This window comes from Streptomyces sp. F63, from assembly GCF_018070345.1.
In the GTDB taxonomy this organism is placed as follows: domain Bacteria; phylum Actinomycetota; class Actinomycetes; order Streptomycetales; family Streptomycetaceae; genus Streptomyces.
Map to the genome: position 1 here is coordinate 163,925 of NZ_JAGPXX010000010.1, position 12,860 is coordinate 176,784.

A 12,860-nucleotide genomic window follows, 5' to 3' on the forward strand; every position below is an offset into this window, starting at 1 on the left:
CCCCGTCCACCGAGGCCGCGCCGGCCGGGAACAGCCGGCGCGGCCGGCCCGAGGAGAGAAGCCATGTTCACTGCGGAGACGTCCCTGACGAGCCCCCGGATCGCCCGGGTGGCGGCGGCCGTGGAGGCCGGGGACCCCCACGCCGTCGACGACCTGTGGAAGGAGGTCGCGGAATCCGGCACCCCCCTGATGGAACAGGTGGGGGACGACGACACCCGCACCCTGGTCACCTTCCTGTGGCGGGACCCCGGTGACACCGAGAACGTGGTGGTGCTCTTCTGCTCCGCCCCGAGCGGCGACTTCGACGGGTTCCGGCTGGAGCGGCTGCCCGGCACCGACATCTGGTACCGGTCCTACTTCCTGCCCGCGGAGCTGCGGACGACCTACCTGTTCTCGGTCAACGACTCGCTGGTGCCGTTCACCTCCTACGCGGAGGTGCTGCGGCGCCTCCCGGAGTACCGCACCGATCCGCTCAACCCGCGCGACTACACCCTCATGGGCAACCCGGACCGGTTCGAGGTGTCGGTGCTGGAACTCCCGGGGGCCCCGAGGCAGCCGTGGAACATCCCCCGCCGCGGGGTGGCCAAGGGCCGGACGCAGATGCGGACGATGGACAGCTCCATCCTGGGCACCCGGCACCACATCGGCGTCCACGTGCCGCCCGGCTACACCGCCGACGGGGACGACTACAACGTCTTCGTCCTCTTCGACGGCTGGTCGTACCACAACTTCGCAAACGTCACCACGGTGCTGGACAACCTGCTCCACACCGGCCGGATCCCCCCGTACGTCCTGGTGATGCACACCAACGAGGACCAGGAGATCCGCGCCCGGGAACTGCCCTGCCACGACCCGTTCAACGCGTTCCTGACCCGGGAGCTGATGCCCTGGGTGCACGAGAACTACCACATCACCTCCGACCCCGCCCGCACCGTCGTCGGCGGCTCCTGCTTCGGCGGACTGGCCGCGTTCTACGCGGCGTTCCGCGAGCCCGGGAGGTTCGGCAACGTCATCTCCCAGTCGGGATCGTTCTGGTGGCCCGGCAAGGGCGTTCCGGACCGCGAGGAGGAGTGGCTGACCCGGCGGTTCGAGGAGTCCCCCCGGCTTCCCGTCCGGTTCTCCATGGAGATCGGCAGCCTGGAACGCGCCATCGTCGACTACGACCCGATGACGACGCACGAAACCATGCGGGACGTCCTCGTGCGCAAGGGCTACGAGGTCGACTACAGCGAGTACACCGGCGGCCACGACATGGTCTGCTGGCGCGGCACCCTCGTCGACCGGCTTCTCTCGTTCCACCCCAGGCCGAAGGGCTCACCGGCCGGGCGGAAGACGTGAGGCCGCCCCGCCCCGCCGGCCGGCGGCCCGCACCGGGCCGCCCGGCAGCCCAGCACACGAACACCGCGAACACCCGCGAACACCCGCGAGAGGTGAGCCCGATGAGCAAAGCCACCATCACCGTCCTTCCCGGAGACGGCGTCGGACCGGAGGTGACGGCCTGCGCCCTCCAGGTGCTGCGCACCGTGGAGGAGAAGTACGGCCACATCTTCACGGTCCACCGGCGCCGCGTCGGCCTGGACGCCATCGCCGCCGAGGGCGTGGCGATCTCGGACGCCACCTTCGAGACCTGCGCGCACAGCGACGCCATCCTCTTCGGCGCGATCGGCAGCCTGCCCGCCGGAGCGGAGCGCCCCGGCGGCCCCCGCCCCGAGCAGGCCCTGTTCCGGCTCCGCAAGGAGTTCGGTTTCTTCGCCAACCTGCGGCCGGTGCGCCCGAGCGAGTCCCTGTACGGGGCGTCCTCGCTGAAGCCCGAGTACCTCAAGGGCACGGACATGGTCTTCGTGCGGGAGCTGTCCGCCGGCCTCTACTACGGGCGGCTGGAGACCGTGCCCGGCAAGCCCAGCGAGATCCGCCGCACGGAACACGGCACGGAGGCCGTCGACACCCTCCTGTACACCGAGGAGGAGATCGAGCGGGTCGTGCGGGCCGCGTTCGGGATCGCCCAGTGCCGCGGGAAGAAGGTCACCTCGGTCGACAAGGCCAATGTGCTGAGCTCCTCGGTGCTGTGGCGGGAGGTCGTGGACCGGGTCGCCGCCGACCACCCCGAGGTGACCTGCGAGCACATGCTCGTCGACGCCTGCGCCATGCGGCTGGTCAGGACGCCCGCGGAGTTCGACGTCGTCGTCACCGAGAACCTGTTCGGCGACATCCTCACCGACGAGGCCTCGATGCTCACCGGCTCCATCGGCATGCTGCCGTCGGCCAGTCTGGGCACCCGGCGCACCGCCGGCGGCCTGTTCGGCCTGTACGAACCCATCCACGGCTCGGCCCCGGACATCGCCGGGGAGGACAGGGCCAACCCGGTCGGGGCGATCCTCTCCGCCGCGCTCCTGCTGCGCCACTCCCTCGGCCTGGACCGGGAGGCCGCGGATGTCGAGGCCGCCGTGGAGGCCGTGCTCGGCGAGGGGTACCGGACGCCGGACCTCGACGAGGGGGCCCGCGCCGTCGTCGGAACCGCGGAGATGGGCCGGCGTGTCGTGGACCGGCTGCGGCAGCCCTGACCCCGCCGTCCCCCACCCCGCCGCCGTTCGACGCACCGACCACTGGAGGTTGTCCGCGCATGACGTCACCGAGTTCCCTCCGGGGAGCGCCGACCCGCCTGGAGGAGCAGCGCCTGCTCGTCCGCGAAGCCCGCGAGGAGATGGTGCGGCGCCACCGGGCCCGACCGGCCGACCCCGGCGAGCCGCCCATCCGCGTCATGGCGCGCCTGGTCGGCGATCTGGAACGGGAGTGCGCGGCCCGCGGTTTCCACCCCGCCGCCACCCGGCTGGAGATCGTCAACCGGACGATCGGCGACGTCAACGTGCGGCTGATCACCGAGTGCGAGGGCGAGGAGGGCGGCCCCGGGGACTACCGGCTGCTGGCGGACGAACTCGGCATCGCGCTGCCGGGCGAGGACCTGGGCGGCATCACCGCCTCCGGAACGGGATACCACTGGCTCCGCGACCGGATGGCCCAGGAGGAACGGGACCTGCTCGCCGCCGGCTACGACCCGCGCGTCTACGACATCCAGGGCGTCGGCAACCCGGTGCTGCGCGGTCGGCTGGCGGAGGACATGCGGCAGTGGGGCGTGACCGCCACCGCGGAGCAGGTCGCCCTCGGCCTCGGGGCGACCGACTGCCTGGACAAGGTGCTGCGCGGCCTGGCGTTCTCCGCCCGGCGCGACTCCCGGCCGCCCGGCGCCGTGCTCTTCGCCGCTCCCGGGTTCAACATGCCGGAACTCCAGGCCGAGACCTACGGGTACCGGCTGCACCGGGTGCGGACCGGCGCCGAGGAACGGTTCAAGCTGACCGGCGCGCTGCTGGAGCGGCAGCTGGCGGAGAACCCCGACATCACCGTCGTCTACCTGACCGTGGCGAACAACCCCACGACCTTCGCCTACACCCCCGAGGAGCTCTCGGCGCTCATGGCGGTCGTCCGGGACGCCGCCGGCCGGGGGCGCCGCCTCCACGTCCTGGCGGACCTCGCGTACATCGGCACGGGCCGGCCCGAGGAGGACGAGGCGCGCATGCGGGCCCTCGCCTCGGCCCCCGGCACGGCCGACCGGATCGTCTACGTGAACAGCTTCTCCAAGACCCACACCCTGACCGGGGAGCGGTTCGGCTGGGCCGTGTTCGGCGACGCCCGCTTCGCGGCGGCGATGCGGTCGAGCTGGGTGAACAGTGTCGCCTGCCTCCCCGGCGAGTGGCAGCTGCGCTTCATGGCCTACCACTCCCTCTTCCGGCGGAACCCCCGGCTGATCGACAAGATCCGCGGTCTCTACCGGCTGCGCCGCTCCCGGCTGCGCAGCCGGCTGGACCGGTTCAACGAGGAACACCCCATCTTCGAACACGTCTATCTCGACGACGACACGACCATCTACACCTGGTGCAGGCTCAAGCCGGGTGAGGACTGCTTCTCGGTCCTGGAAAAAACCGGTATCGCGGGCATCCCCGGTTCCACCTTCGGATATTCCGACGACTACATCCGGTTCTCGGTCGGCATTCTGCCGGTCGAGCCGGATTGACGGTCGCCGCGCCATCGAGACGACGGATCTTCCGACAAGGAGCAACCATGCAGAAGGACACACCCGGAACCACCGGGACCCCGAGAGCGGACATCACCTCCCTCGACATCCCGGTGAACTTCAACTGGAACAGCGACGACAGCCCGCTCTCGCCCATTCCGGACAGCATCCCCGGTGAGCCGCTCCCCGCCCAGGCCGCCCGGACGCGGATCCTCTCGGAATGCCTGCGGGACGGACTCCAGGGGATATCCGGATATCCCTCGGTCGACGCCATGATGCGGTACCTGCACCTCCTCCACGCATTCGGTGTCCGGCACGCCACCGTCGGCATTTACCCCGGTAACGCCGACCGGCTCGACGCGACGATGAAGAAGCTTCTCGCGCGCATGCGGGAAGAGCTTCCCGGCATCGTTCCCTCCGTGCTCTCCATGTGCACGGAGGAATCGCTGAAGTGGACCGTCGAGTGCAAGGACATCCACCCGGCGCTGGAGGCCGTCGTCTTCATGGGCAGCGCGCCCTCCCGCCGCCTCGTCCAGGGCTGGGACCTGGACTTCGTCCTCGGCCGGATGGAGACCTTCATCAAGAAGACCGCCGAGGCGGGCATCCCCGTCATCGCGGGCACCGAACACACCACGCAGACCTCGCCCGAGGCGCTGCGCGCCATCACCCGCACACAGGTCGAGAGCGGCGCGTACACCATCGCCATGGCCGACACCATCGGCATCATCCGGCCGCTCGGCACCTACCGCATCGTCCGCTTCCTCCGCGCGGAGCTGGCCGCCCTGGGCGTGCCCGACCTGCAGGTGGACTGGCACGGCCACCGCGACACCGGCAACGCGCTCGGCAACGCCATGATGGCCGTCGCGGCCGGCGCCGACCGCATCCACGTCGTGTCGCGCGGCGTCGGCGAGCGCTCCGGCAACGCCTCCCTGGAGGAGGTCGTGCTCAACCTCGCCGCCATCGAGACGGAAGCCGGTCTGCCCGTCTCCTGGGACATGCCGCGGCTGCTCGAACTCATCACCACCTACCAGGAGATGGTCGGCGTCACGACACCCGAGCACGGGGTGCTCGGCAAGCGTTACAGCCACACCTCCTCGGGCATCCACACGGACGCCATCCTCAAGGCCCATCACCTGGCCGACCAGGCGCGGGAGGCGGGGGACGCCGCGCTGGAGGAGAAGCTGCGGGAGATGTCCCGCACCGTGTACTCCGCCGTCGACCCGGAAACCGTCGGCGGGACCGCGTCCGTGGTCGTCAGCCCGTGGAGCGGACAGAGCTCGGTGAAGCTCGCCTGCATGCTGAGCGGCCGCGACCCCCGCGGCCTCACCCCGGAAACCATCGACGGGCTGCTCGCCCGCGCGAACGAACTGGGCCGCGAACTGACACCGGAGGAGCTGGAAGAGGGCTTCGCGAAGGCGCCCGCAGCGCACGGGGCCTGAGCGCCCCAGCCCGTCAGGAACCGCCCCCAGAGGAGAAACCGCACAATGCCACAGACCATGTTCGACAAGATCTGGGACGCGCACCTGGTGCGTGACGAGCCCGGAGAGATACCGGTGCTGTACATCGACCGGCATCTCACGCACGAGGCGACCTCGCCGCAGGCCTTCGCCGGGCTGCGGGAGCGCGGCCTGCCGGTGCGCCGCCCCGAGACCACGGTCGCCGTGATCGACCACAACGTACCCACGGTGCCGGGGCGCCGGCTCGTCGACGTCGTCGACAGCCAGAGCGTCCTGTGCATCGAGACGATGGAGGAGAACGCCCGCGAGTTCGGGGTGCGGCTGCTGGGCATGAACGACGCCGACCAGGGCATCGTGCACGTCATCGGCCCCGAGCTGGGCCTGTCGCTGCCCGGCATGACGGTCGTGTGCGGCGACTCCCACACCTCCACGCACGGCGCCCTGGGCATCTTCGCCATGGGCATCGGCACCAGCGAGGTGGAGCACGTCCTGGCCACCCAGTGCCTGCTGCAGAAGAAGCCGAAGACGATGAACATCCGCATCGACGGCGTGCTGGCGCCCGGGGTGACCGCGAAGGATGTCGCGCTGGCCGTGATCGGCCGGCTCGGCACGGACGCCGGAACCCACCACGTCATCGAGTTCAGCGGCTCGGCCGTGCGGTCCCTGACCATCGAGGGCCGCATGACGCTGTGCAACATGGCGATCGAGGCGGGAGCGCGGGCCGGCATGGTCGCCCCCGACGACACCACGATCGAGTACGTGCGCGGCCGGCGCTTCGCCCCCTCGGGGGAGCTCTTCGAACGCGCGGCGGAGCAGTGGAGAAAGCTGGCGGGCGACCCGGGGGCCCGCTTCGACGCCGAACACCACCTGACCGTCAATGACCTGGCCCCGCAGGTCACCTGGGGCACGAACCCCGGCATGGTCGCCGACATCACGGGCACGGTCCCGGACCCGGCCGCCGAGAGCGACCCCGTGGCCCGCGCGGAGATGGAACAGGCCCTGGAGTACATGGGCCTCACGGCGGGGCAGCGCCTCCAGGACACCCCGGTCGACACCGTCTTCATCGGGTCGTGCACCAACTCGCGGCTGGAGGACCTCCGCCTGGCCGCCCGGTACGTCGACGGGCGGAAGGCCGCGGACGGTGTCCGCGCCATCGTCGTCCCCGGCTCGATGAGCGTGCGCCGCCAGGCCGAGGAGGAAGGGCTGGCGGACGTGTTCCGCTCGGCCGGCTTCGAGTGGCGTGAGCCCGGCTGCAGCATGTGCATCGCCATGAACGGAGACCGCCTCTCCGCCGGCGAACGCTGCGCCTCGACCAGCAACCGCAACTTCGAGGGCCGCCAGGGCCAAGGGGGCCGCACCCACCTGGTCAGTCCGTTGACGGCGGCCGCCACGGCTGTCGCCGGCCGCTTCGCCGACGCACGCGACCTGTAGAAAGAAGGACCCCCGTGGAGAAATTCATCACGTACGAGGGCACCGCGGTGCCGCTGATGCGGTCCAACGTCAACACGGACGACATCATCCCCGCCCGCTTCCTCAAGTCGGTCCGCCGCACCGGCTTCGCCCCCCATCTGTTCGCGAACTGGCGCTACCTGGAGGACGGCAGCACGCCCAGCCCGGACTTCCCGCTCAACGAGCCCCGTTACGCGGGCGCCGGGCTTCTCGTGGCGGGGGAGAACTTCGGCTGCGGCTCCTCGCGCGAGCACGCCCCCTGGGCGCTGCGGGAGTTCGGCTTCCGGTGCGTCGTCGCCCCGAGCTTCGCGGACATCTTCCACAACAACTGCTTCAACAGCGGCATCCTCCCGGTGCGCCTGGAGACGGCCGAGGTCGAGGCGGTTGCCGAGAGCCTGACCGGCGGCGCCCTGCCGGTGCTGCACGTCGACCTGGCGGCCCAGACCGTGACGACCGCGGACGGGCGGGCCTTCACCTTCGACATCGACCCCTTCAAGAAGAACTCCCTGATGGAGGGGCTGGACAACATCGGCTGGACCCTCTCCCACCAGGACCGGATCCTCGCCTACGAGCGGCGGCGCGAGCAGGAGGCGCCCTGGCTCTTCCCGTAGACCGCGCGCCCCCTCGGGGGACAGCGCACCGCAACGACGCCACGCAATCCGAACAACCCGACACCAGAGGCTGGAGAACACCCGTGGAAGCAGACCGGATGAAGGTCCTCGTCAACGACGAGGAGCAGTACTCCCTGTGGCCGGAATACCTTGCCGTCCCCGCCGGATGGAAGGAGACGGGCACCGCCGGCTCGAAGGAGGAGTGCCTGGAGTACGTGAAGGAGGTCTGGGTCGACATGCGCCCCAAGAGCCTGCGCCGGCAGATGGCGGAACAGTCCGGCTGACCGGCCCGGCCCCGCCCTCCCCCACGCCACCCCCCGCCGCTCTCCCCAGCAACCCCACCAACCCGCCGGGCCCAAGCAACCCGTCGGACAAGCCCGTAACAGCCATGAAGGAGACACTCATGGACGCACTCGTCGAACGCCTCTCCGCCGAGGGGCGGAAGGCCGTGGTCGGCGGCCCCTCGCCCTCGGTGGACGAGCTGCGGCGCCGCATCACCGAACTGGGATACGTGTTCATCAAGTTCCCCGAGACCAGCGGGGGCACGGACCTCGGCGTGCGCCTCGACGAGGCGGCCACCGACCTCGGCGGGGCCGACTTCGCGAACGGCACCGGCAGCGTGCACATCGAGGGGACGCTGACGCTCAACATGGTGCGGGTGCGCTGCGTCGCCGACATCGACCTGTCGTCGCTCAGCGGCACCGGACACCTGGTGGTGTGCGAGGAGGCCATGGCCGCCGCAGGGTAGTCCCCCGCACCACACCGGACCGCGGCGCGCACGGTGATCCCCTCCCGCCGGCGCACGCGGCCCCCCGCGCGGCGGGACGGGCACCGGCCCCGTCCCGCCGCGCGGTCGGACCGGCCCGGCAACTCCAGCGGCCGGCCGGCCGCCTCGCCCGGGAGACCGGCGTGCTCGTTCCCCGGACGAGCCGAGGCGATACCCCGACACCTGCGCCGCGCGCCGCCGCGGCGGCTGGCCGCCAGAACCGGTCATGGCGCCACGGCTCCGGAACCAGCTGCCGCGGACTGCGGGGCCGCTCCCCTTGCCCGCCCAGCCGGTACCCCGGCTCCACTCCGCGCACTCCGGCACCCGGGGCGCCGGACGGGTCCGCCATGGTCTCCGCTGTGGCCGGGGAACCATGGCCGACCGTCCGGCGTGGTCGGGGACATGACGCGGAACAGGGAAGCGGCGCGGCGCGCCATCGGTCACGTGGCGGCCGTCTGGCTGGCCGGATGCGCCCTGACCGGCATGCAGGTCATGGCCGTACTCGTCACGCTCTTCTCCGGCGGAGCGGCTTTGTTCACGTCCGTTCTCGCCGGCGTGGTGCTCCTGGCGGTGGCCGTGCTCGCGGCGCTCGGATCAGCCGTCCGCACGCTGGTGCCGCTCATGCGCCGGCGTGGCGGTCTGTGGGCCTGGACTGCGAGCGTCTACGCGCTCGGCACGGCCGCCGCGTCCGGAGTCACCGTGGTGAGCATGCAGATCAACCGCCTGGACGGCATTCATCTGCTCTACCCGGCCGGAGGCGCCTGCTATGCGATCGCGGCCGCGCTCTTCCTCCCCGGCACCCGCGTCAAGCTGGGCGCCGCCGGAGCGGCGGCCGCTCTCGCCGCGGGCGTGGCGTACGCCGCCTGGGCGGCCGCGCAGCCACCCACGCTCGGTGAGTGGATCACCGCCAACGGCGTGGACCGCGGCATGCTCCGGGTCGGCGACCCGCCGCCGGGGTACACCCTGCGCGGCGAGGGCGCGAGTGAGGAAAGCTTCGGTGCCCATTACGAGGGGCCGAACGCCGAGTCGCTGCACCTCGGCGTGGAACGGGCGGGACACGACCCCCGGCGCGTCGACGCGCGCGACTGCCCGGTTCCCCGCGGCGACCCGATCCGCTGCACGGACGACGGCGGGGGCCGCCAACTGCGCGTCTACGAGGGGGACTACGAGCACTGGGAGCTGCGTTTGCGCCGTGACGGCCTGGTGTACACCGTGGCCGGGGACGGCTCCCCCACCGATCTGTCCGCGGCCCGCCACGTCCTGTCGACGCTCAGGCCGGCGACCGGCGCCGAACTCGCCGGCCTGCTGGAGTTGCCGATGCGGCGATGACAGCGAGGGAAGCGCACCCGGCCGATGCCCACGGTGACGGCGCTGTCGTGGGGCCGCGGAGAAAAGGGAAGGCGGGAGCCGGCGGGCGTTGGCAGGATGTCCGTGTTCACCGCCCGACGGGAAAGGACCCGACGTCCGTGGCTCGCGCCGTCACTCTGATCCGCTCCGCTTCCCTGTCTGACATCGCCGAGTATGCCTACGCGGCCACGGCGCCCGCCGAGTCACGCCTCATCTTCCTCGCGGGGGCGTGTCCGCTGAACGATGACGGCTCCACGGCCGCGATCGGGGACTACGCGGGCCAGGCGGCGAAAGCCGTCGAGAACATGCGTGCCGCTCTCACTGCCTCGGGAGCGTCACTCCAGGACGTCATCAGCACAAGAGTTCTCGTCGCGTCGGCCCGGCGGGAGGACCTGGTGGCTGCCTGGGAGGTCGTCCGGGACTCGTTCGCCGACCATGACGTCCCCAGCACCTTGATGGGCGTCACCGTGCTCGGTTACCGGGACCAACTCGTCGAGATCGAGGCTGTCGCCGCCGTGCTCGATTCTTGAGTCGCGCAGGCATCATCAAGCGAAGAAAGTGCCTCCACCAGAAGTGGGCTCATGCCGGCTGGTCCGCCCGGCGACGCCGCCACCGGGCCCAAGCCGTCCCGGCGTTCGGGGAGTCCGTCCGTGGCCGCCCAGGCCCGGCAGGCGGGTTCCGTCAGCCGTGCGGCCGATGACCTCCGCCTCGGCCTGTCCCGCGGAGTTGACGCTGCCGTTGACGCACACTTTGCCTTTCCCGCCGCTTGCCGCCTGCCGCCTGCCGCCGGAGCGGGCTCAACTGGTCGCGGCCCCGAACCACTTGGGCAGGTGGGCGAGCAACTCCCGCTGGTCGTCGCCGACCCACGCCACATGGCCGTCCGGCCGCAGCAGCGCCGCGGGCACGTCCATGTCCCGCAGTTCGTCGCCGGCGTCGGCGACGTGGTCGACCCGGTCCTCCCAGCCCGCGACCGAGAGCCGGCCGGTCCGGTCGAGCAACAGCCCCCGGCCGGCGTGCATCAGCCCGTAGAGGCGGCCCCGCTGCCGCAGTTCCACGTCCCGCAGCCGCCGGCCGAGCAGTTCGTGGCCCTCCCCGAAGTCGTAGCGGATCCCGATCGCGGTGATCTTCTCGATGAGGTGGCGGTTGACCTCCTCGAACTCCATCAGTTCCGCCAGCAGCCCGCGCAGGGCCCGGGGGCCCGGCTCGGAGGACAGCAGCTCCATCTGGGCGCGGGTGTTGTCGAGCACGGCGGCGGCCACCGGGTGCCGTTCGGTGTGATAGCTGTCCAGCAGGCCCTCCGGTGCCCAGCCGGCCACCTCGGCTGCCAGCTTCCAGCCGAGGTTGAACGCGTCCTGCACGCCCAGGTTGAGGCCCTGCCCGCCGGTCGGCGGGTGGATGTGTGCCGCGTCGCCGGCCAGCAGCACCCGGCCGACGCGGTAGCGCTCGGCCAGCCGGGTCGCGTCGCCGAAGCGGGAGAGCCAGCGCGGTGAGTGCACGCCGAGGTCGGTACCGGCGAATTTCTTGACCTGCTGCCTGACTTCCTCAAGGGTCGGTGGGACCGTGCGGTCCTCGGCCACCCCCTCGGCCGGCACGATGAGCCGGTACACCCCGTCCCCCACGGGCATCGTGCCGAACCGCCACTCCGCCTTGCGGACCTTCGCCACCACGGCCGCCAGCTCCTCCGGCCCGACGCCCACCTCCACCTCGCCCAGCAGCGTCTCGACACGACTGGGCTCGCCGGGGAAGCCGACGCCGAGCAGCCTGCGCACCGTGCTGCGGCCGCCGTCGCAGCCGACGAGATGGCGCGCGCGGAGCCGGGACCCGTCCGCGAGTTCGACGGTCACCCCGTCGTCGTCCTGGCTCAGCCCGGTCAGTTCGCGGCCGCGCCGGATCTCGGTGCCGAGGCCGGTGGCGTGCTCGGTCAGCAGGCGCTCGGTGACCGTCTGCGGGATGGCGAGGACGTACGAGTGCGCGGTGTCCAGCCCTTCGGGCCACGACGGGCCGATACCGGCGAAGAAGCCGCCGACCGTGAACTTCCTTCCGTGCGCGAGAAAACGCTCCAGCAGTCCGCGCTGGTCCATCACCTCGACACTGCGGGCGTGCAGGTCCTGTGCGCGGGAATGCCCGGTCGGCTCCGCCAGCTTCTCCAGCAGCACCACGCGCACGCCGTGCAGCCGCAACTCGGCCGCCAGCATCAGGCCGGTCGGCCCGCCACCGGCGATGATCACGTCAAACATGAAACCCCCCACTCACTGAACAGGACACCGGACTGCGCGGCGCGGCGTCGTACGGTCCGGCGGCGCGCACACCCCGTCCGGGCCCCGCGTGTCCGCCCGCCGCCCGCCGCCCGCGGGCCCGCGTCGCCCGACCCGCCGGCACTCCGGTGTCCGGCGGCTGCCCCGGATCGGCCCGGGACCGCAGACTCCGCGGATCCCCGTTTTCCGCAGATCCCGGCCGCGGACGGAGATTCTGCACCGGAAACCGGGCCTTGCCGCAAGGCCCCCCGTGCGCTATACGTTGAGAGTGGCAAGGAGCGGCTCAGCTCCTTGCCATTGCCGTGTGCCGGTCCGCCGCCGGCGCAGCACGGAGCAACCGCCGGGAAGTCGCTCCCCGGCGGTTGCCGCACGCGTCCGCGCGGCGGCCGGCCTCCGCGACGCGCGTCCCGTGTCACCGCATGTTCCGGGCCCCGGCCCTGATCGCTTCACGGATGCGGGGGTAGGTGCCGCACCGGCAGATGTTGCGGATGGTGTCGAGATCGTCGTCGCTGATCTCCCGCCCTTCCTCGGCGACCCGGCGCACCAGGGCGACCGCCGTCATGATCTGGCCGGGCTGGCAGTAGCCGCACTGGGCCACGTCCTGCTCGATCCACGCCTGCTGCATCGGGTGCAGATCCGCTCCGGAGGTGGCGGGCAGGCCCTCGATCGTGGTGACCTCGTCGGTGGGACGGAGGGCCCCCACGGGGACCGCGCAGGGGTTGACGGCCCTGCCGTTGAGGTGGCTGGTGCATGCCTTGCAGACGTTGATGCCGCACCCGTACTTGGGGCCGGTGACGCCCAGGACGTCACGCAGCACCCACAGCAGGCGCACGTCGTCGGCGACGTCCACGGTGACGTGTTCGCCGTTCAGGCGGAAGGTGTGCTGGGGCACGGTGTCTCCAGGCGGTT

General features: G+C 71.6%; 12 protein-coding genes. 10 read left to right on the forward strand and 2 right to left on the reverse strand.

What is annotated here, in order from left to right; all coding sequences use genetic code 11:
* The first annotated feature begins 63 nt into the window (after nucleotides 1–63).
* From fes to KBZ10_RS13900, 10 genes are all read left to right on the forward strand, one after another.
* Entirely contained in the window at nucleotides 64–1,338 is a 1,275-nt protein-coding gene (fes, locus tag KBZ10_RS13855) for an enterochelin esterase (RefSeq protein WP_210987900.1), read from the forward strand.
* 101 nt (nucleotides 1,339–1,439) lie between these two features.
* Nucleotides 1,440–2,561: a 3-isopropylmalate dehydrogenase gene (leuB, locus tag KBZ10_RS13860; RefSeq protein WP_210987901.1), complete on the forward strand. Its 1,122-nt coding sequence runs from the start codon at nucleotides 1,440–1,442 to the stop codon at nucleotides 2,559–2,561.
* A gap of 59 nt (nucleotides 2,562–2,620) precedes the next feature.
* Complete coding sequence (locus tag KBZ10_RS13865; protein ID WP_210987902.1) at nucleotides 2,621–4,066, forward strand: pyridoxal phosphate-dependent aminotransferase; 1,446 nt, start codon at nucleotides 2,621–2,623, stop codon at nucleotides 4,064–4,066.
* A 47-nt stretch (nucleotides 4,067–4,113) separates the two neighbouring features.
* Nucleotides 4,114–5,505, forward strand: coding sequence for a hypothetical protein (locus KBZ10_RS13870; protein WP_210987903.1), 1,392 nt, complete (start codon nucleotides 4,114–4,116; stop codon nucleotides 5,503–5,505).
* Between the two features lie 45 nt (nucleotides 5,506–5,550).
* Nucleotides 5,551–6,954, forward strand: a complete 1,404-nt coding sequence (gene leuC / locus KBZ10_RS13875; protein ID WP_210987904.1) for a 3-isopropylmalate dehydratase large subunit — start codon at nucleotides 5,551–5,553, stop codon at nucleotides 6,952–6,954.
* Nucleotides 6,955–6,968: 14 nt separating this feature from the next.
* Nucleotides 6,969–7,583 (forward strand): 3-isopropylmalate dehydratase small subunit, encoded by a 615-nt coding sequence (leuD, locus tag KBZ10_RS13880; protein WP_210987905.1) that lies wholly within the window; start codon nucleotides 6,969–6,971, stop codon nucleotides 7,581–7,583.
* Nucleotides 7,584–7,666: 83 nt separating this feature from the next.
* On the forward strand, nucleotides 7,667–7,867 hold the full coding sequence (locus KBZ10_RS13885) for an MbtH family protein (RefSeq protein WP_374223349.1): 201 nt from the start codon (nucleotides 7,667–7,669) through the stop codon (nucleotides 7,865–7,867).
* Nucleotides 7,868–7,986: 119 nt separating this feature from the next.
* A complete protein-coding gene (locus KBZ10_RS13890) occupies nucleotides 7,987–8,331 on the forward strand; it encodes a hypothetical protein (protein WP_210987906.1) in 345 nt (114 codons plus the stop codon).
* 420 nt (nucleotides 8,332–8,751) lie between these two features.
* Entirely contained in the window at nucleotides 8,752–9,678 is a 927-nt protein-coding gene (locus KBZ10_RS13895) for a hypothetical protein (RefSeq protein WP_210987907.1), read from the forward strand.
* Between the two features lie 137 nt (nucleotides 9,679–9,815).
* Nucleotides 9,816–10,226 (forward strand): RidA family protein, encoded by a 411-nt coding sequence (locus tag KBZ10_RS13900; RefSeq protein WP_210987908.1) that lies wholly within the window; start codon nucleotides 9,816–9,818, stop codon nucleotides 10,224–10,226.
* A 267-nt stretch (nucleotides 10,227–10,493) separates the two neighbouring features.
* Here KBZ10_RS13900 and rox read toward each other — a convergent pair whose 3' ends face one another.
* Together rox and KBZ10_RS13910 are read right to left on the reverse strand one after the other, a co-directional pair.
* A complete protein-coding gene (gene rox, locus KBZ10_RS13905) occupies nucleotides 10,494–11,933 on the reverse strand; it encodes a rifampin monooxygenase (protein WP_210987909.1) in 1,440 nt (479 codons plus the stop codon).
* A gap of 430 nt (nucleotides 11,934–12,363) precedes the next feature.
* Nucleotides 12,364–12,843 (reverse strand): (2Fe-2S)-binding protein, encoded by a 480-nt coding sequence (locus KBZ10_RS13910; RefSeq protein WP_210987910.1) that lies wholly within the window; start codon nucleotides 12,841–12,843, stop codon nucleotides 12,364–12,366.
* Between the last annotated feature and the right edge of the window lie 17 nt (nucleotides 12,844–12,860).

Bases quoted from the DNA above. Each gene is read 5' to 3' on its own strand.
- fes (WP_210987900.1), top strand. From the start codon at position 64: ATGTTCACTGCGGAGACGTCCCTGACGAGCCCCCGGATCGCCCGGGTG.
- leuB (WP_210987901.1), top strand. From the start codon at position 1,440: ATGAGCAAAGCCACCATCACCGTCCTTCCCGGAGACGGCGTCGGACCG.
- KBZ10_RS13865 (WP_210987902.1), top strand. From the start codon at position 2,621: ATGACGTCACCGAGTTCCCTCCGGGGAGCGCCGACCCGCCTGGAGGAG.
- KBZ10_RS13870 (WP_210987903.1), top strand. From the start codon at position 4,114: ATGCAGAAGGACACACCCGGAACCACCGGGACCCCGAGAGCGGACATC.
- leuC (WP_210987904.1), top strand. From the start codon at position 5,551: ATGCCACAGACCATGTTCGACAAGATCTGGGACGCGCACCTGGTGCGT.
- KBZ10_RS13890 (WP_210987906.1), top strand. From the start codon at position 7,987: ATGGACGCACTCGTCGAACGCCTCTCCGCCGAGGGGCGGAAGGCCGTG.
- KBZ10_RS13895 (WP_210987907.1), top strand. From the start codon at position 8,752: ATGACGCGGAACAGGGAAGCGGCGCGGCGCGCCATCGGTCACGTGGCG.
- rox (WP_210987909.1), bottom strand. From the start codon at position 11,933: ATGTTTGACGTGATCATCGCCGGTGGCGGGCCGACCGGCCTGATGCTG.